The following is an 18,617-nucleotide window of genomic DNA, read 5'->3' as shown; positions in this document are numbered from 1 at the left end:
CAGCGGGGCGGCGGTTGATCATGGCCACGGCTGCATGCGATTGGGGAACTGGTGCCGGCACCGAAGACGCCGATCAGGCGCGCTGATACGCATGCCTGGATCGTCACCGGGCCGCTGATCGTCATCGGGCTCCTCATGGCCCTGCCGGGCCTGGTCTTCGCGCCGTCCCACCCGATCACCGAAAACTTCCTCTACGCACCGGTCCTGCTGCTCTTCGCCATCCTGTCCACGCACATGCAGCTGCGCCTGGACGTGCGCCGGCAGGTGCTGGCGATCGGGATGAACGACGTGCCGATCCTGCTGGCGCTGTATTACCTGCCGCCCGCGCTCGTCATCGTCATCCGCATCATCGCGAGCCTGACCTGGAACTTCTTCAACGTCCGGCCCGGCCCGCACAAGATCGTCTTCAACGCCGCGAGCCACTTCGCGGGCGTTGCGGCGGCGACCCTGGTCGTCTTCACGGCCCACATCGGCAGCGCCGAGGAGCCGCGCACCTGGCTGGTCCTCGCGCTGGCGATCCTCGCGAACAACATCGTCACCCTGGCCGCCGTGGCCGGCGTCATGGCCCTGGTGCAGGGCGTCGCGCACCTGCCGCAGTTCCTGCGCACGGCGCTGCCCGGGTTCGCGGTCATGGGCGTCGGCATCGTGCTCGGCCTCGTGATGCTGCTGACCTTGCAGGCCAGCCCCTGGGCGAGCCTCTTCCTGATCTTCATCGCCATCGTGCTGGTGCTCGGCAACCGGGCCTACGCGCGGTTCCTGCGCCAGCACAAGAGCCTGATGGAGATGTACGGGCTGACCCGCGACATCGCCAGCACCAACCACGACGGCACCCTGCCCGACGTGCTGCTCGGCCGGGTCCGCGCGCTGCTCGTCGCCGACTCCGCCTCGCTCTGGCTGCCGCCGCAGGGACGGCACCAGGAGGTACTGCTCTCGGCGCGGTTCGACTACCCGGGCCTGCTCGACGCCGCGCCGACGCCCGACCTGTTCCGCGAGCTGGCGATGCGCACCGGGCGCACGATCGCGGTCGGCCCGCACGTCGGCGACGCCGAGCTGCGCACGGCGCTGCAGGAGGCGTCGGTCAAGGACATCGTCGTGGTGCCGCTGCGCTCCGGCGGCGTCACGATCGGCACGCTCGAGGTGGCCGGCCGGCTCGGCGAGCGGATCGCGTTCGGCAAGGACGACGTACAGCTCATCGAGACGCTCGCGGCGCACACCGGGGTCGCGGTCGAGAACAGCCGGCTCGTCGACCGGCTCCAGTTCGACGCCAACCACGACGCGCTCACGGGCCTGGCCAACCGGCGCCGGATGCTCGAGGCGCTCGGCGAGGCGATGAGCGGGCGCGGACCGCGCGAGGTCGTGGCCGTTCTACTCTTCGACGTGGTGGCGCTGCGCCAGGTCAACGACTCGCTCGGACACGCGGCCGGCGACAAGGTGCTCGTCGAGGTCGCCCGGCGGCTCCGGGCGCTCGCCCCGCAGGGCGCGCTCGTCGCCCGGGTCGGCGACGACGAGTTCGCGATCGAGCTGCGCACGGCCAGCTCCGACGCGGCCGCGACGGTCGCGGACACGTTACGCCAGGGCCTGCGCGACCCGATGGTGATCGACTCGCTGACCATAGACATCGACACGTACGTCGGCGTCTCGATCTACCCCGAGCACGGCACGGAGCCCGAGGAGCTGCTGCAGCGGGCGCACGTCGCCACCCACGTGGCGAAGTCGCGGGGGATCGTGCAGGTCTTCAACGCGGGCCTGCAGTCGCGCGCGGTCCGGCGCGTCGGGCTCGCGGCCGACCTGCGCACCGCCCTCGCCGGCGGCGAGCTCGAGGTGTACTTCCAGCCGAAGGTCGCCCTCACCGACCGCCGCCTCGTCGGCGTCGAGTGCCTCGCGCGGTGGGAACACCCCGTGCACGGCCAGGTGGCGCCGCCCGACTTCGTGGCCGTCGCCGAGCACACCGGCCAGCTCGGCCGGCTCAACGGCGTGGTGCTGCGCGAGGGCATCCGGCGCGCCCGGGAGTGGGCCGATGCCGGCCGTCCGCTCGTCGTGGCCGTGAACCTTTCGGTCCGCACGCTCGGCGACTCCGACCTGCCGCTGCAGATCTCGGAGCTGCTCGACGAGCACGGCGTGCCCGCCGACCGGCTCATCCTGGAGATCGCCGAGGACGAGGGCCTTCTCGCCGGCGGCCGCGCCCTCTCGACCCTCACCCGCCTGCGTGACCTCGGCGTGCGGCTCTCCGTAGACGACTTCGGCGCCGGCCGCTCCTCGTTCGCGGACCTGAGCCGGCTGCCGGTCCAGGAGGTCAAGATCGACCGCACGTTCGTGCAGGGCATGGCGACCTCGCCCAGCGACCTCGCCATCGTGCGCACGATCGTGGACATGGCGCGTAACTTCGGCCTCGACGTGGTCGCCGAGGGCGTGGAGAGCGAGCTGACCCTGGGCCTGCTCGAGGACATGCGCTGCGACATGGGGCAGGGCTTCCTGTTCAGCCGGCCCCTGCCGTACGAGCGCTTCGAGTCGTGGCTGCAGGTCCAGACCGCGGAGGACTCGGCCGAGGCCCCGGCGGGCGAGGTCCGCTGGCTGCGCGCCGTGCCATAGAAGAGATTCAGAGCTACCGCGACGTCCGTGGTGGTCCGGACCGTTACTCCCGTGGCCTCACCGTCCGTGGGTAGTTACGGCAGAGGGCGCTACGCGCCCCCACGGTCCGCGGGTAGCTGCGGTAGAAGGCGCTGTGCGCCCCGAAAACGGCCCGCCGAAGCGCCCATGGACACCTGCCGACCCCGACGCCAGGAGCCCGGTCGCAACGCCCGAAAAGCGCACCTGAGCTGGGGGAAGACCGAAAGTGGGTAAGTCGATTTCGTGCCCGGCCCGGGGCCGTGTACGCTTAGCGAGCGCGTGTGCGGGAACGTATGCGACGCGCCCCCTTAGCTCAGTCGGCAGAGCGTCTCCATGGTAAGGAGAAGGTCTACGGTTCGATTCCGTAAGGGGGCTCGAGACCGGGCTTGAGACATCGAGTCCGCCGCGGCGGTGTAGCTCAGATGGCAGAGCAAGCGGCTCATAATCGCTGTGTCGCCGGTTCAAGTCCGGCCACCGCTACAGAAGCACCACGGGACGCCCGATTGGGCGTCCATCTGTGTGAGCCGCTATGATGGTTCGCTGGATCTGTTTCCGCCCCACCTGAACGCTCTGAAGGAAGGCACTTCCGCCATGGCCAAGGCGACCGACGTTCGTCCGAAGATCACGCTGGCGTGCACGGAGTGCAAAGAGCGGAACTACATCACGAAGAAGAACCGCCGCAACGACCCGGACCGCATCGAGCTGAAGAAGTTCTGCCCGCGTGACGGCAAGCACACCGTCCACCGCGAGACCCGGTAGTCGCGGCCCCAAGCGCGACCATCCACGAAGCCCCGGCCGAGCGGCCGGGGCTTCGTCGCGTCCCGGCCCGCGGCCGAGAAGGCGGTGGGAGAGTCAGGCCCGCGGCCGGGAAGGCGGTGGGAGAGTCAGGCCCGCGGCCGGGAAGGCGGTGGGAGAGTCAGGGCCCGCGGCCGGGAAGGCGGCGGGACAGCCAGGCCCGGCGGCCGGGGAGGCGATGGAACAGCCAGGCCCGCGGGCAAGAAGGCGGTGCGGGGCCGCGGCCGAGCGAGAACCGGGTGCGGGAGCCTGCGATACAGAGTGAGCCGACGGGGGAAACGGGCCGCCGACGGAAGCCGGATCCGTATGAGCGCCGAAGCGAAAGATGGCCGCGCGGGACACAACGCCGGACGGGTGACACGGCGGCGAGCGGTGCGTGGCACCGGGCGGGACGCTACCCGGGGCCGGCACCGGACACGGCGCGCCCCAGCGGGTGAGAAAGTCGCGCGCGGCAGGTGTCGATCGCAAAGGCGGCGGCCTGCGACCGGTGGCGCCGCGCGTTACCGGTAAATTTCAGGGTATGCCGTTGGATCAGTCGTTCATGGGCCGGGTTTACCCGCCGACCCCGCCGTACGAGGTGGGACGGGAGAAGATCCGTGAGTTCGCGGACGCGGTCTTCGCCGCCGACCCCGTGCACCGCGACCTCGCCGAGGCGCGCGCGCGGGGGTACAGCGACGTGATCGCCCCGCCCACGTTCGCGATCATCCTGAGCCAGAACGCCGGGCAGCAGCTCGTCGACGATCCCACGCTCGGCATGGACTACAGCCGGGTCGTGCACGGCGGGCAGACCTTCCGGTACGTGCGGCCCATCCAGGCCGGCGACCACCTCGTCACGGTGATGACGGTGGAGGAGATCACCAGCCGGGCCGGGCACGGGTTCCTGACCACTCGCCACGAGGTGGCGACGGTCGAGGGCGAGCCCGTCGTGACCGTCTGGACCCGGCTCGTCATCCGTGGGGAGGGCTGAACGATGCAGCCAGGCACCGAGTTCCCGGCCCAGACGTACCAGCTGACGCGGGCCACGCTGGTGCGCTACGCGGGCGCGTCCGGCGACTTCAACCCGATCCACTGGAGCGACCGCCAGGCGACCGCCGTCGGACTGCCCGGTGTCATCGCGCACGGCATGCTGACCATGGGTCTGGCGGGTCAGGCGGTGGCGTGCTGGGTGGGCGGTACCGCCGCAATCGTGGAATTTTCCACCCGGTTCGCCAACCCGATCGTCGTGCCTGACGACGACAAGGGGACCGAGGTTGTGATCAGCGGCATGGTGAAGAAGATCCATGAAGACGGCCTGGTGCAGATCGACGTGACCGCTACGTGCCAGGGGGACAAGGTGCTGGGTGCCGCGAAGGCACTCGTGCGGAACCACGAGGACAACCGGTAGAGGGGGGTGGTTGGGATATCCCGCCACCAACCCGTACACTGGTCCGCCGTGGGGTGAGCAACTCGACACCGGCCCGTCAGGGCCCGTCGGAGGGCCTTCCTCACGAAGGGGTGTGGCGCAATTGGTAGCGCAGCGGTCTCCAAAACCGCAGGTTGCAGGTTCGAGTCCTGTCGCCCCTGCGCCGAAGGCCTGACCTGGGTCTGGTGCGCTCGGCCATAAGGCCGGGTCGTCGACCACAGCGGTCACGGTTGGTCCGACCGCGTGCCACCGGCTCTCGCCGGTGTCTCGCGACTTGAACCGAACCGGTGGTCTACGGGTCCAAAAGGCCCGGGGTCTTGCTGCCGGCCGACACGGACCGAGCACTCGCGAGATCACGGAAGAGGGCGAAAGTGGCCGAACGCAGGCGACGCGGGACAAATCCCGCCGACGATCGCCGTGAAGAGGAGCTCAGCGCCGAGGACGCCGCCATCGAGGAAGAGTTCGCCGACGAGCTGGACGGCCTCGACACCGCGGACGACGTCGATGACGAGGTCGACGAGGACGATGACCTCGACGACGACGAGACCGCGAGCAAGAACGGTCGTTCCAAGGACAAGGTCAAGGACGCCAAGTCCAAGGACCTGAAGACCAAGGACGGCAAGAAGGTCAAGGTCAAAGAGGGCGGCTCGAACAACATCTTCGCGCGGCTCATCAACTTCATCCGCGAGGTCGTCGCCGAGCTGCGTAAAGTTATCTGGCCGACCCGCAAGGAGCTGACCACCTACACCCTCGTCGTGGTGGTGTTCGTGATCATCATGCTGGCCATCGTCGGCGGCCTCGACTTCGGCTTCGCCAAGCTCGTGCTCTGGTCCTTCGGCAACGGCAACGCCGACCAGTAACGGCGCTGGCAACGCCGGCCGGAAACGGCACCGGCGACGCTGACCGGAAACGGCATCGGCGGCGCCGGCCGGAAACGGAACCGGCGCCGGCCAGCAACGGCGGCGTCGGTGGCCGAGGGCGCCGGCGACGCCGGCGCCACAGGGGCGGCACCAGCACAGACGGCGACCGAAGATCAGACAGACGGAAGTGAGCAGCGTGCAGGAATTCGACGAGACGCCCGGTACCGACGACGACGAGCAGCGCGACGAAGCGTCGACGGTGATGACGGCCGCCACCCCGACGGTGGCGACCGACGCCGAGGACCCCGTCGCCGAGCTGCGTGCCGCACTGCGCTTCGCGCCCGGTGACTGGTACGTCGTGCACTCCTACGCCGGCTACGAGAACAAGGTCAAGACGAACCTCGAGACCCGCATCACGAGCCTCGACATGGAAGAGTTCATCTACCAGGTCGAGGTCCCGACTCGTGAAGAGGTCGAGATCAAGAACGGCAAGCGCACTCAGGTGCAGAACAAGGTCTTCCCCGGCTACATCCTCGTCCGGATGGAGCTGACCCCGGAGTCGTACTCGTGCGTGCGCAACACGCCGGGCGTCACGGGCTTCGTCGGCGCGACCGACCGGGCCGACCGCCCGGCGCCGCTGTCGCTCGACGAGGTGCTCAAGTGGCTCGCCCCCGTCGTGCAGCAGGAGGGCGGCAAGAAGGCCGGCGGCAAGGCCGAGATCAAGGTCCTCGACTTCGAGGTCGGCGACTCGGTCACGGTCACCGACGGCGCCTTCGCCTCGCTCCAGGCCACGATCAGTGAGATCAACGCCGACCAGCAGAAGCTCAAGGTGCTCGTCTCGATCTTCGGCCGCGAGACCCCGGTGGAGCTCAACTTCAACCAGGTCACGAAGATCTAATTAGCCTGCGGTACGCTTGAGCGTCCGGCCTCAGTTGCCGGGCGCTCAATCGTGCGTAGAAACAGCACGAACCGAATTCCAGCCCAGGAAGACGAAAGCAGCCATGCCTCCGAAGAAGAAGCTCGTCAAGACCTTCACGCTTCAGTTGCCGGGCGGCCAGGCCACCCCGGCGCCGCCGGTCGGTCCCGCCCTCGGTCAGCACGGCGTGAACATCATGGAGTTCGTCAAGGCGTACAACGCCCAGACGGAAGCCATGCGCGGTGACATCATTCCGGCGCAGATCAGCGTCTACGAGGACCGCACGTTCACGTTCATCCTCAAGACGCCTCCGGCCGCCCGTCTGCTGCTCAAGGCCGCCGGCGTGCCGAAGGGCTCCGGTGTTCCGCAGTCGACCAAGGTCGGCTCGATCACCAAGGCCCAGCTGCGCGAGGTCGCCGAGAAGAAGATGGCCGACCTGAACGCGAACGACATCGAGATGGCCGAGCGGATCATCGCCGGCACTGCCCGCTCCATGGGCATCGTCGTCAAGGACTGAAGCACCGCCGAAGAGTGGGAGGACGCCTGCGGGCGTCCGCACTGAGACCACAGGAGAAATCAGCGACATGTCGCAGCACGGCAAGAACTACCGCAAGGCCGTCGACCTCGTCGACCGCAACGCGCTCTACAGCCCGATGGCCGCCGTCAAGCTGGCGAAGCAGACGACGACCGTGAAGTTCGACCCCACCGTCGAGGTGGCCATGCGCCTGGGCGTCGACCCGCGCAAGGCCGACCAGATGGTCCGGGGCACGGTCAACCTGCCGCACGGCACCGGCAAGACCGCCCGCGTCATCGTCTTCGCGCAGGGCCCCAAGGCCGCCGAGGCCGAGGCCGCCGGCGCGGACGCCGTCGGCACGGACGAGCTGGTGGCCCGGATTCAGGAAGGCTGGCTGGACTTCGACGCGGCGATCGCCACGCCCGACCAGATGGCCAAGATCGGCCGGATCGCGCGGATCCTGGGCCCGCGCGGCCTGATGCCGAACCCGAAGACGGGCACGGTGACCATGGACGTCACCAAGGCGGTCAACGAGATCAAGGGTGGCAAGATCACCTACCGCGTGGACAAGCACTCCAACCTGCACCTCATCATCGGCAAGGCCAGCTTCAGCGAGCAGCAGCTCGTGGAGAACTACGCGGCCGTGTTGGAGGAGGTCAACCGGGCGAAGCCGTCCGCCTCCAAGGGCAAGTACCTGCGGAAGATCTTCCTCACCACCACCATGGGCCCGGGCATCCCGGTCGACCCGGGTAAGACGCGCAACCTCCTCGAGGACGACAGCGTCCCCCCCGGCGCGGAGTAGTCAGCAGACTCCCAGCCAAGCGGGAACACCCGGGACAGCGTGTCTATGGCACGCTGTCCCGGTGCGTTTCCGGGACGTGTGGTTTCGATATGGCCGCCGTGCACCCTGGACGCTGCGCGGCCTCGACCTGGCCCTCGAGCCGGGGGAGACGGCGGTCGTGGCCGGTCCGAACGGCTCCGGCAAGTCCACGCTGCTGCAGCTCGCCGCGGGGGTACTGCGGCCGGGCCGGGGCCTGGTGACGGAGCGGCCGGCGGTCGTCGGCTGGGTCCCCGAACGCTTTCCGGCGGATCAGCCGTTCACGGCGCGGGCCCTTCTGAAGCACATGGCGGCGATTCGCGGCCTGGACGCCACCGAGGACATCGAGCGGTGGGCGCGCCGGCTGCACTTCGAACACTTCCTCGACGTCCGGCTCAACCGGCTGTCGAAGGGCTCGGCCCAGAAGGTCGGCCTCGTGCAGGCGCTGCTGCAGCCGCCCGGGCTGCTGGTGCTCGACGAGCCCTGGGAGGGCCTCGACGCGCAGACCCGGGAGCAGGTGCCCGCGATCGTCGCCGAGGTCGTCGGGCGCGGCGGGTCGGTGCTGGTCAGCGACCACCTGGGTGAGGTCGCGCGGCTGCCGGGCGCGCGCCGCTGGCGCGTCCGCGACGGCGAGGTGCTCGCCGGCGAGCGGCCGGGGCGCAAGAAGGTGATCGAGCTGGCGGTCGACGCGGCGGAGGCGGGCGACGCGGTCTCGCGGCTGCGTTCGGCCGGATTCGACATTTTGACGGTACGCGACGAGGCGCCACTGTCATGACCGGTCCCGAGCGCAGCGAGGAAAGTGGCATGACCGCCCTCATCCGCATGCGGCTGACCGGCTTCGTGCAGACCGGCCGGGCCGCCGCCCCGCTCCTGGCCGCGCTCGTGGTGCTCTCCGTGCTCTACGGCGGCGGCCAGGCCCAGGCCGGCGAGGCCTACGGGGTCTCCGCGGCCGTCCTCTTCGCGGTGTTCGCCTGGCAGACCAAGGTCCTGCTCGACGTCGAGCCCGACGTGCAGCGCCGACTCGGCCGGGTCGCGGTCGGCGGCGCCGGGCGGGAGATCTCGGCCGGGCTCGTCGCGGCGGTGCTGGCCGGGCTGCCCCTGGTCCTCATCGCGATGATCCTGCCGTGGGTGGTCGGCGGCGTGACCACCCCGCGCGCGGGCGACCCGTCCCTGTCGACCGGCATCGCGCTGGGCCTCTGGGCGCACCTGCTGCTCCTGCTGCCGGCCGTGGCCCTCGGCGGCCTGGCCAGCCGCGCGGTGACCGTCCAGGCCGCCCGCGGGCTGACCGTGCTGGTCGCCGGCGTCGTGTTCGCGATCGTCTTCGGCCTCAAGAGCTTTCCGGTGCCCTGGCTGGCCCCGCCGGTGATGACCACGGCCCGCGACACGATCGGCGCGGCGCATTTCCCCGCGTTGATCGTCACGACCCTGTGGGCGGTCGCCTGGAGCGCCGTCTCCGTCCTCGCATACGGCCGAATCCGGGTGCATCGCGCCTGATTTGGCGCGGCGCAGGTCGTCACGTACTGTGTTACACGAAAACCCGAAGACCGCTGGTCATGTCCGCGTGAGCGGACATCGAAGGCCCCGCCGCAATGCGGGCGACCCGCGCAGGGACGCGAAACTGGTGTGAATGCCGGCGCAGTCATGTGCCGCCCTCCGCTCCGAGCGCCCCTGCGCCCGGGGCGTTTTTCATTGCCCGGGGCCGTGATCGGCACCGAAGCAAGAGAGGAGGGACATGGCGGACAAGCCGGTTCGAGACGACAAGGCCACGGCTGTCGCGGAGCTCACCGAGAGCTTCCGGGGCGCTTCGGCCACCGTGCTGACCGAGTACCGCGGCCTTACCGTGGCGCAGCTGAAGACCCTGCGCCGCAACCTGGGCCGCGAGACCACGTACGCCGTCGCGAAGAACACGCTCGCGAAGCGTGCCGCGACGGACGCAGGCATCAGCGGGCTCGACGATTTGTTCTCCGGTCCTACCGCGCTCGCCTTCGTCGGCGGCGACCCGGTGGAGGCGGCCAAGAGCCTCCGCGAGTTCGCGAAGGCCAACCCGATGCTCGTCATCAAGGGCGGCGTCTTCGAGGGCAAGGCCATCAGCGCGGACGAGGTCCGTCGCCTGGCCGACCTGGAGTCCCGTGAGGTGCTGCTGGCGAAGCTGGCCGGCGCCATGAAGGGCAACCTGAGCAAGGCCGCGGCGCTGTTCCAGGCTCCGCTGTCCAAGGCGGTCCGCACCGCCCAGGCTCTGGTCGACAAGCGCGCGCAGGAAGCCGGTGGCGCGGCCGAATAGTGCGGCCCGCCCCGAATATTCAAACTTTTCGAGAGGAAACGCCACCATGGCGAAGCTGAGCACCGACGACCTCCTCGAGGCGTTCAAGGAGATGACCCTGATCGAGCTCTCCGAGTTCGTGAAGGAGTTCGAGAAGGTCTTCGAGGTCACCGCGGCCGCGCCGGTCGCCGTGGCCGCCGCCGGCGCTGCGGCCGCCCCGGCCGAGGCCGTCGAGGAGCAGACCGAGTTCGACGTCATCCTCGAGGGTGACGGCGGCAAGAAGATCCAGGTCATCAAGGTCGTGCGCGAGCTGACCGGCCTGGGCCTGAAGGAGGCCAAGGACCTCGTCGAGGCCGCGCCGAAGGCCGTCCTCGAGAAGGCCAACAAGGACGCCGCCGACAAGGCCAAGGCGAAGCTCGAGGCCGAGGGCGCCAAGGTTACCCTCAAGTAACTTTGCCCCCAGGGCATGGGCGGCCGCCGGACTCCGGCGGCCGCCCTTTTCGTGAGCAACTTGTAAGGACCCCAAGATCTAGGGTGTCGACCACAACACTTAGTGGTCGGGGTGCGAGATATCTGTCACGAAGCCCCGACGCGCGCCGGAACCCTTGACGTGGTGACCGGCGGGCAGGCACGCTAATCAGGCACTGCCTTCCGCGGACGCGGCGGCCGGGCGGACCGACTAGATGTGCCCCGATCCTTCTTGGGTCGGCTCAGCGCGCATCGACAGGGAAACCGCAGGCCACAACCGACGCGAGCGGCTCGGCCGGTGGAGAAACGATCTTCGCAAAAGGTCGTTGGAAACATCGTGCACGATGCCGCTGGACAGCGGTGAGCCTCTCGGCTACACTGCTAGTTTGCGCTGTCTTCTGACTTCACCTTCGGCGTGAGGTGTCCCTTCGTGGGCTCCTCCACATCGGAGGTCGTCAGGCTGCACGCGAAACGGCCTGTCTGCAACACCGGTCCTCGGAAGGACGCATCTTGGCAGCTTCCCGCCCTGCGAAGACCAGTTCGAGCGCTTACGCTCCCCGCCGGGTCTCCTTCGGCAGGATCACCGAACACCTTGAGGTTCCCAACCTCCTTGCCATCCAAACCGACTCGTTCGACTGGCTGGTTGGCAACGAGAATTGGCAGAGCCGCTCGGCCGGTGATCAGCACGCCCGTTCCGGGCTCGCGGAGATCCTCGAAGAGATCAGTCCCATTGAGGACTTCTCCGGCACGATGTCACTGTCGTTCTCGGCGCCACGCTTCGACGAGGTCAAGGCCCCGATCGAGGAGTGCAAGGAGAAGGACCTCACCTACTGCGCCCCGCTGTTCGTGACCGCGGAGTTCACCAACCACACCACCGGCGAGATCAAGAGCCAGACGGTGTTCATGGGTGACTTCCCGATGATGACGCCCAAGGGCACCTTCATCATCAACGGCACCGAGCGCGTCGTGGTGAGCCAGCTTGTCCGCTCCCCGGGCGTGTACTTCGACAAGCAGCCGGACAAGACCTCCGACCGCGACCTCACCAGCGTCAAGGTCATCCCGAGCCGGGGTGCCTGGCTCGAGTTCGACATCGACAAGCGCGACACCGTCGGTGTCCGCATCGACCGCAAGCGCCGGCAGGCGGTCTCCGTCCTGCTCAAGGCCATCGGCTGGTCCGCCGAGCGCATCCGTGAGAAGTTCGGCTGGTCCGAGCTCATGATGACGACGCTCGAGAAGGACCACATCGCCGGCCAGGACGAGGCGCTGTTGGACATCTACCGCAAGCTGCGGCCGGGTGAGCCGCCGACGCGGGAGAACGCGCAGAACCTCCTCGACAACCTGTTCTTCAACCCGAAGCGGTACGACGTCGCCAAGGTTGGCCGATACAAGTTCAACAAGAAGCTCGAAGTCGGCGTGCCGATGCACCAGGGCGTCCTGACCGAAGAGGACATCGTCGCCACGGTCGAGTACCTCTGCCGCCTGCACACGGGCGAAGAGGGCTACGAGGCCGACGACATCGACCACTTCGGCAACCGGCGCCTGCGCACGGTCGGCGAGCTCATCCAGAACCAGGTCCGCGTGGGCCTGTCCCGGATGGAGCGCGTCGTGCGCGAGCGCATGACGACCCAGGACGTCGAGGCGATCACGCCGCAGACCCTGATCAACATCCGCCCCGTCGTGGCGGCGATCAAGGAGTTCTTCGGCACCTCGCAGCTGTCGCAGTTCATGGACCAGACCAACCCGCTGGCGGGCCTGACCCACCGGCGCCGGCTGAGCGCGCTCGGTCCGGGTGGTCTGTCTCGTGAGCGGGCCGGCTTCGAGGTCCGTGACGTGCACCCGTCGCACTACGGCCGCATGTGCCCGATCGAGACCCCTGAGGGTCCGAACATCGGTCTCATCGGCGCGCTGTCGACGTTCGCGCGGGTCAACCCGTTCGGCTTCGTCGAGACGCCGTACCGCAAGGTCGTCGACGGCCGGGTGACCGACCAGATCGACTACCTGACCGCGGACGAGGAGGACCGGTTCGTCAAGGCGCAGGCCAACGCTCCGCTCAAGAGCGACGGCAACTTCGCCGAGGACCGGATCCTGGTCCGCCGGAAGGGCGGCGAGGTCGACAACGTCCCCGCCGACCAGGTCGACTACATGGACGTGTCGCCGCGGCAGATGACCTCGGTCGCGACCGCGATGATTCCGTTCCTCGAGCACGACGACGCCAACCGGGCACTGATGGGCGCGAACATGCAGCGCCAGGCCGTGCCGCTGGTCAAGGCGGAGTCGCCGCTGGTCGGCACCGGCATGGAGTACCGTGCCGCCGTCGACGCCGGCGACGTGGTCGTGGCCGAGGTCGGCGGGGTCGTCGAGGACATGTGCGCCGACTACGTCACGGTCCACCAGGACGACGGCCACCGCCGGACGTACCTGCTGCACAAGTTCCGCCGCTCCAACTCCGGCTCCTGCGTCAACCAGAAGCCGGTGATCTTCGAGGGCGACCGGGTCGAGGCGGGGCAGGTCATCGCCGACGGTCCGTGCACCGACGAGGGCGAGATGGCGCTCGGGCGAAACCTGCTCGTGGCGTTCATGCCCTGGGAGGGCCACAACTACGAAGACGCGATCATCCTGTCCCAGAAGCTGGTGCAGAACGACGTCCTCACCTCGATCCACATCGAGGAGCACGAGGTCGACGCGCGCGACACCAAGCTGGGGCCGGAGGAGATCACCCGCGACATCCCGAACGTCAGCGAGGAAATGCTCGCCGATCTCGACGAGCGGGGGATCATCCGGATCGGTGCCGAGGTCGTCACCGGCGACATCCTCGTCGGCAAGGTCACGCCCAAGGGTGAGACCGAGCTGACCCCGGAGGAGCGGCTGCTGCGCGCGATCTTCGGCGAGAAGGCCCGCGAGGTGCGCGACACCAGCCTCAAGGTGCCGCACGGCGAGACCGGCACGGTCATCGGCGTGCGCACGTTCAGCCGGGAGGACGGCGACGAGCTGTCCCCGGGCGTGAACGAGCTGGTGCGCGTCTACGTGGCCCAGAAGCGGAAGATCCAGGACGGCGACAAGCTCGCCGGCCGCCACGGCAACAAGGGTGTCATCTCCAAGATCCTGCCCGTCGAGGACATGCCGTTCCTCGAGGACGGGACCCCGGTCGACATCGTGCTCAACCCGCTCGGCGTGCCCAGCCGTATGAACATCGGCCAGGTGCTGGAGACCCACCTCGGGTGGGTCGCCAAGACGGGCTGGAAGATCGACGGCGACGACACGGAGTGGAAGCGGGCGCTGAAGGCCATCAACGCGGGGGAGTCCGAGCCGGACACCAACGTGGCGACCCCGGTCTTCGACGGTGCCAAGGAGGAAGAGATCGCCGGCCTGATGAGCAGCACGCTGCCCAACCGGGACGGCAACCAGCTCATCGGGGCCAGCGGCAAGGCGCGGCTGTTCGACGGCCGCTCCGGCGAGCCGCTGCCGGACCCGATCGCGGTTGGCTACATCTACATCCTCAAGCTCAACCACCTGGTCGACGACAAGATCCACGCTCGCTCCACCGGCCCCTACTCCATGATCACGCAGCAGCCGCTGGGTGGTAAGGCGCAGTTCGGTGGCCAGCGCTTCGGTGAGATGGAGTGCTGGGCGATGCAGGCCTACGGCGCGGCCTACGCGCTGCAGGAGCTGCTGACGATCAAGTCCGACGACGTCCTCGGACGCGTCAAGGTCTACGAGGCGATCGTCAAGGGCGAGAACATCCCGGAGCCGGGTATCCCGGAGTCCTTCAAGGTGCTCCTCAAGGAGCTGCAGTCGCTGTGCCTGAACGTCGAGGTGCTCTCCAGCGATGGTGTGGCCCTCGAGATGCGTGAGACGGACGATGAGGTGTTCCGCGCGGCCGAGGAGTTGGGCATCGACCTCTCGCGGCGCGAGCCGAGCAGCGTCGAGGAAGTCTGATTCGCCGGTGATGCCCCTCCCGTGGAGGGGCATCACCGCCGACCTAGCAATTACCCGAGCAACTGAATCGTGAGGACATAGACGAAGTGCTCGACGTCAACTACTTCGACGAGCTCCGCATCGGCCTGGCCACGGCCGACGACATCCGGCAGTGGTCGCACGGCGAGGTCAAGAAGCCCGAAACGATCAACTACCGCACCCTGAAGCCGGAAAAGGACGGGCTCTTCTGCGAGAAGATCTTCGGCCCGACCCGGGACTGGGAGTGCTACTGCGGTAAGTACAAGCGGGTCCGCTTCAAGGGCATCATCTGCGAGCGCTGCGGCGTCGAGGTGACCCGGGCGAAGGTCCGCCGCGAGCGCATGGGCCACATCGAGCTCGCCGCGCCGGTCACGCATATCTGGTACTTCAAGGGTGTGCCCAGCCGCCTCGGCTACCTGCTCGACCTGGCGCCGAAGGACCTCGAGAAGATCATCTACTTCGCGTCGTACGTGATCACCAGCGTCGACAAGGAGGCCCGCCACCGCGACCTGGCCACCCTCGAGAACGAGGTGTCGGCCGAGAAGCGGCAGGCGGAGAACGCGCGCGACTCCGAGATCGAGAAGCGGGCCGCCAAGCTGGAGCAGGACCTGGCCGAACTCGAGGCCGAGGGTGCGAAGGCTGACGTGCGCCGCAAGGTCAAGGAGGCCGGCGAGCGCGAGATGCGGCAGATCCGCGACCGCGCGCAGCGCGAGATCGATCGTCTCGACGAGGTCATGGACACGTTCCGCAAGCTGGAGCGCAAGAACCTCATCACCGACGAGCTGCTCTACCGCGAGCTGCGCGACCGGTTCGGTGAGTACTTCAACGGCGCCATGGGCGCCGAGGCGATCAAGGCTCTGCTGGAGAACCTCGACCTCGAGGACGAGGCCGAGCTGCTGCGCGAGACCATCCGCAGCGGCAAGGGCCAGCGCAAGATCCGGGCGCTCAAGCGCCTCAAGGTCGTCGCCGCGTTCCTCAACACGGCCAACTCGCCGCTGGGCATGGTGCTGGACTGCGTCCCGGTCATCCCGCCGGACCTGCGCCCGATGGTGCAGCTCGACGGTGGCCGCTTCGCCACCAGCGACCTGAACGACCTGTACCGGCGCGTCATCAACCGCAACAACCGGCTCAAGCGCCTGATCGACCTGGGTGCCCCGGAGATCATCGTCAACAACGAGAAGCGGATGCTGCAGGAGGCCGTCGACGCGCTGTTCGACAACGGCCGCCGCGGTCGTCCCGTCACCGGCCCGGGCAACCGGCCGCTGAAGTCGCTGTCCGACATGCTCAAGGGCAAGCAGGGCCGCTTCCGGCAGAACCTGCTCGGCAAGCGCGTCGACTACTCCGGCCGTTCGGTCATCGTCGTCGGCCCGCAGCTCAAGCTGCACCAGTGCGGCCTGCCGAAGCAGATGGCGCTGGAGCTGTTCAAGCCGTTCGTGATGAAGCGCCTGGTCGACCTCAACCACGCGCAGAACATCAAGTCGGCCAAGCGCATGGTCGAGCGTCAGCGCCCGGTCGTGTGGGACGTGCTGGAGGAGGTCATCGCGGAGCACCCGGTGCTGCTCAACCGCGCGCCGACCCTGCACCGCCTGGGCATCCAGGCCTTCGAGCCCCAGCTGGTCGAGGGCAAGGCGATCCAGATCCACCCGCTCGTCTGCACCGCCTTCAACGCCGACTTCGACGGCGACCAGATGGCCGTGCACGTGCCGCTGTCCGCGGAGGCGCAGGCCGAGGCCCGCATCCTCATGCTGTCCAGCAACAACATCCTCAAGCCGGCCGACGGCAAGCCGGTCACCATGCCCACCCAGGACATGGTCATCGGCCTGTACCACCTGTCGCACATCCAGAAGAACCTGCTCGGCGAGGGGCGCACGTTCAGCTCCGACGCCGAGGCGCGGATGGCGTTCGACAACGGCGAGCTGCACCTGCAGGCGCCGGTGCGGATCCGGCTCAGGGAGATCGTCGGGGTCGACAACGGCGTTGGTGCCGAGCCGTGGGAGGCGCCGGAGGGCTGGCAGCCGGGCGAGCCGGTCGTGGTCGAGACCACGCTCGGGCGCGTGCTGTTCAACGAGGCGCTGCCCGTGGGGTACCGCTTCGTGAACTACGAGATCCGCAAGGGTCAGCTGTCGGCGATCGTCAACGACCTCGCCGAGCGCTTCCCGAAGGTCTCCCTCGCGGCGGCCCTCGACGCGCTCAAGCTGGCCGGCTTCCACTGGGCCACCTGGTCCGGCGTCACCATCGGCATGGAGGACGTCATCCAGCCGCCTCGTAAGCGCGAGATCCTCGAGCGCTACGAGAAGGAGGCCGAGCGGATCGACAAGCAGTACCAGCGTGGTCTCATGACCGCCGAGGAGCGTCGCGGCGAGCTCATCGAGATCTGGACCAAGGCGACCGGCGAGGTGGCCAAGGAGATGGAGAGCGCGCTGCCGCGCGAGAACCCGTTGTGGAAGATGATCAACTCGGGTGCCCGCGGTAACCTCCTCCAGCTCCGCCAGATCGCCGCGATCCGTGGTCTGGTGGCCAACCCGAAGGGCGAGATCATCCCGCGGCCGATCAAGGCCAGCTACCGGGAGGGTCTGTCCGTGCTGGAGTACTTCATCTCCACCCACGGTGCCCGCAAGGGTCTGGCCGACACCGCGCTGCGGACCGCCGACTCGGGTTACCTGACCCGTCGTCTGGTCGATGTCTCGCAGGACGTCATCATCCGCGAGGAGGACTGCGGCACCGACCGCGCCATCCCGATGGCGGTCGGCGAGCTGGCCGACGACGTGCTGCGCATCCACCAGCACGCGGAGACCGGTGTGCACGCGCGCACCCTCGCCGACGACGTCCGCAACAAGGACGGCCAGATGGTCGCCGAGCGGGGCACGGACATCAACTCGATCGTGGTCGACCAGCTGATCGCCGCGGGTACCGAGAACGTCCGGGTCCGCAGCGTGCTCACCTGCGAGTCCAAGCTGGGCGTCTGCGGCGCCTGCTACGGCCGGTCGCTGCCCACGGGCAAGACGGTCGACGTCGGCGAGGCGGTCGGCATCATCGCCGCCCAGTCGATCGGTGAGCCCGGCACGCAGCTGACGATGCGTACCTTCCACACCGGTGGCGTCGCGGGTGAGGACATCACCCAGGGTCTGCCGCGTGTCACGGAGATCTTCGAGGCCCGCGTGCCGAAGGGTAAGGCGCCCATCGCCGACACCCCCGGCCGTGTGCGCATCGAGGACGGCGAGCGGATGCGGAAGATCATCATCGTGCCGGACGACGGCAGCGAGGAGATCGTCCACGACAAGCTCAGCCGCCGCGTCAAGCTGCGGATCCAGGACGGCGAGCACGTCGAGGTCGGTGAGAAGCTCACCGAGGGCACGATCGACCCGCACGAGCTGCTGCGCATCATGGGTCCCCGGGCGGTGCAGGTGCACCTCACGTCCGAGGTCCAGGAGGTGTACCGCTCGCAGGGCGTGCTCATCCACGACAAGCACATCGAGATCATCATCCGGCAGATGCTCAAGCGGGTGACGGTCATCGACTCCGGCTCGACCGAGTTCCTGCCGGGCGTGCTCGTCGACCGCGCGATGTTCGAGGCGGAGAACCGCCGCGTCGTCGCCGAGGGCGGTGAGCCGGCCGCTGGTCGTCCGGTGCTCATGGGTATCACCAAGGCGTCGCTGGCGACGGAGTCGTGGCTGTCCGCGGCCTCGTTCCAGGAGACGACCCGGGTGCTGACCGACGCCGCGATCCACGCGCGCAGCGACTCGCTGATCGGTCTGAAGGAGAACGTCATCATCGGCAAGCTCATCCCGGCGGGTACTGGCATCAGCAAGTACCGCAGCATCCGGGTCGAGCCGACCGAGGAGGCGAAGGCGAAGGTCTACTCGATGACGGGCTACCCGGAGGCCGACTACGGCTTCGGGCCCGCGAGCGGCCAGGCCGTCCCGCTGGACGACTTCGACCTGGGCTCCTTCCGCTAGTCGAACCGGCCAAGGGGCGGGGACTCTCAGGGGTCTCCGCCCCTTCGTCGTTCACCGGATAGAGTCGG

The 18,617-nt window shown here is 68.5% G+C and carries 13 protein-coding genes, 3 tRNA genes and 1 pseudogene; all 17 read left to right on the top strand.

Annotated elements, in window-relative coordinates; genetic code table 11:
• Positions 1-51 precede the first annotated feature (51 nt).
• The 17 genes and pseudogenes from AB0B76_RS14685 to AB0B76_RS14605 all read left to right on the top strand — a co-directional run bounded on the left by AB0B76_RS14685 (position 52) and on the right by AB0B76_RS14605 (position 18,549).
• The gene (locus AB0B76_RS14685; protein WP_360374690.1) at positions 52-2,589 is read left to right on the top strand and encodes a bifunctional diguanylate cyclase/phosphodiesterase; all 2,538 of its coding nucleotides are present in this window, start codon (positions 52-54) and stop codon (positions 2,587-2,589) included.
• A 320-nt stretch (positions 2,590-2,909) separates the two neighbouring features.
• Positions 2,910-2,982, top strand: a tRNA-Thr gene (locus tag AB0B76_RS14680).
• Between the two features lie 32 nt (positions 2,983-3,014).
• A tRNA-Met gene (locus tag AB0B76_RS14675) sits at positions 3,015-3,087 on the top strand.
• A gap of 111 nt (positions 3,088-3,198) precedes the next feature.
• The gene (gene rpmG, locus AB0B76_RS14670) at positions 3,199-3,366 is read left to right on the top strand and encodes a 50S ribosomal protein L33 (protein WP_033357682.1); all 168 of its coding nucleotides are present in this window, start codon (positions 3,199-3,201) and stop codon (positions 3,364-3,366) included.
• A 556-nt stretch (positions 3,367-3,922) separates the two neighbouring features.
• The gene (locus AB0B76_RS14665; RefSeq protein WP_360374688.1) at positions 3,923-4,369 is read left to right on the top strand and encodes a MaoC family dehydratase N-terminal domain-containing protein; all 447 of its coding nucleotides are present in this window, start codon (positions 3,923-3,925) and stop codon (positions 4,367-4,369) included.
• Between the two features lie 3 nt (positions 4,370-4,372).
• The gene (locus AB0B76_RS14660) at positions 4,373-4,786 is read left to right on the top strand and encodes a MaoC family dehydratase (protein ID WP_360374686.1); all 414 of its coding nucleotides are present in this window, start codon (positions 4,373-4,375) and stop codon (positions 4,784-4,786) included.
• A gap of 106 nt (positions 4,787-4,892) precedes the next feature.
• A tRNA-Trp gene (locus AB0B76_RS14655) sits at positions 4,893-4,965 on the top strand.
• Between the two features lie 210 nt (positions 4,966-5,175).
• Positions 5,176-5,664, top strand: a complete 489-nt coding sequence (gene secE / locus AB0B76_RS14650) for a preprotein translocase subunit SecE (RefSeq protein ID WP_360374684.1) — start codon at positions 5,176-5,178, stop codon at positions 5,662-5,664.
• A 301-nt stretch (positions 5,665-5,965) separates the two neighbouring features.
• Positions 5,966-6,562, top strand: a pseudogene (gene nusG, locus AB0B76_RS14645) (transcription termination/antitermination protein NusG); the annotation flags it as partial.
• 103 nt (positions 6,563-6,665) lie between these two features.
• A complete protein-coding gene (rplK, locus tag AB0B76_RS14640) occupies positions 6,666-7,097 on the top strand; it encodes a 50S ribosomal protein L11 (RefSeq protein ID WP_360374899.1) in 432 nt (143 codons plus the stop codon).
• 67 nt (positions 7,098-7,164) lie between these two features.
• Complete coding sequence (rplA, locus tag AB0B76_RS14635; RefSeq protein ID WP_360374682.1) at positions 7,165-7,896, top strand: 50S ribosomal protein L1; 732 nt, start codon at positions 7,165-7,167, stop codon at positions 7,894-7,896.
• Positions 7,897-7,957: 61 nt separating this feature from the next.
• Entirely contained in the window at positions 7,958-8,686 is a 729-nt protein-coding gene (locus tag AB0B76_RS14630; RefSeq protein ID WP_360374680.1) for an ATP-binding cassette domain-containing protein, read from the top strand.
• A gap of 29 nt (positions 8,687-8,715) precedes the next feature.
• A complete protein-coding gene (locus AB0B76_RS14625) occupies positions 8,716-9,405 on the top strand; it encodes a hypothetical protein (protein ID WP_360374678.1) in 690 nt (229 codons plus the stop codon).
• Positions 9,406-9,643: 238 nt separating this feature from the next.
• The gene (gene rplJ, locus AB0B76_RS14620; RefSeq protein WP_360374676.1) at positions 9,644-10,192 is read left to right on the top strand and encodes a 50S ribosomal protein L10; all 549 of its coding nucleotides are present in this window, start codon (positions 9,644-9,646) and stop codon (positions 10,190-10,192) included.
• Between the two features lie 46 nt (positions 10,193-10,238).
• The gene (gene rplL, locus AB0B76_RS14615) at positions 10,239-10,622 is read left to right on the top strand and encodes a 50S ribosomal protein L7/L12 (protein ID WP_360374674.1); all 384 of its coding nucleotides are present in this window, start codon (positions 10,239-10,241) and stop codon (positions 10,620-10,622) included.
• A gap of 527 nt (positions 10,623-11,149) precedes the next feature.
• Positions 11,150-14,575 (top strand): DNA-directed RNA polymerase subunit beta, encoded by a 3,426-nt coding sequence (locus AB0B76_RS14610; protein ID WP_360374672.1) that lies wholly within the window; start codon positions 11,150-11,152, stop codon positions 14,573-14,575.
• A gap of 86 nt (positions 14,576-14,661) precedes the next feature.
• Complete coding sequence (locus AB0B76_RS14605; RefSeq protein ID WP_360374670.1) at positions 14,662-18,549, top strand: DNA-directed RNA polymerase subunit beta'; 3,888 nt, start codon at positions 14,662-14,664, stop codon at positions 18,547-18,549.
• Positions 18,550-18,617 lie beyond the last annotated feature (68 nt).

The sequence above is a fragment of the Dactylosporangium sp. NPDC049140 genome (assembly GCF_040648435.1).
The sequence above is the reverse complement of the archived record's forward strand: the minus strand, read 5'-3'. Positions and strand labels throughout refer to the sequence as shown.

Excerpts from the sequence above, each read along its gene's own strand:
- AB0B76_RS14660 (WP_360374686.1), top strand. The coding sequence starts at position 4,373 with ATGCAGCCAGGCACCGAGTTCCCGGCCCAGACGTACCAGCTGACGCGG.
- rplL (WP_360374674.1), top strand. The coding sequence starts at position 10,239 with ATGGCGAAGCTGAGCACCGACGACCTCCTCGAGGCGTTCAAGGAGATG.
- rplK (WP_360374899.1), top strand. The coding sequence starts at position 6,666 with ATGCCTCCGAAGAAGAAGCTCGTCAAGACCTTCACGCTTCAGTTGCCG.
- AB0B76_RS14625 (WP_360374678.1), top strand. The coding sequence starts at position 8,716 with ATGACCGCCCTCATCCGCATGCGGCTGACCGGCTTCGTGCAGACCGGC.
- rplJ (WP_360374676.1), top strand. The coding sequence starts at position 9,644 with ATGGCGGACAAGCCGGTTCGAGACGACAAGGCCACGGCTGTCGCGGAG.
- AB0B76_RS14665 (WP_360374688.1), top strand. The coding sequence starts at position 3,923 with ATGCCGTTGGATCAGTCGTTCATGGGCCGGGTTTACCCGCCGACCCCG.
- rplA (WP_360374682.1), top strand. The coding sequence starts at position 7,165 with ATGTCGCAGCACGGCAAGAACTACCGCAAGGCCGTCGACCTCGTCGAC.
- rpmG (WP_033357682.1), top strand. The coding sequence starts at position 3,199 with ATGGCCAAGGCGACCGACGTTCGTCCGAAGATCACGCTGGCGTGCACG.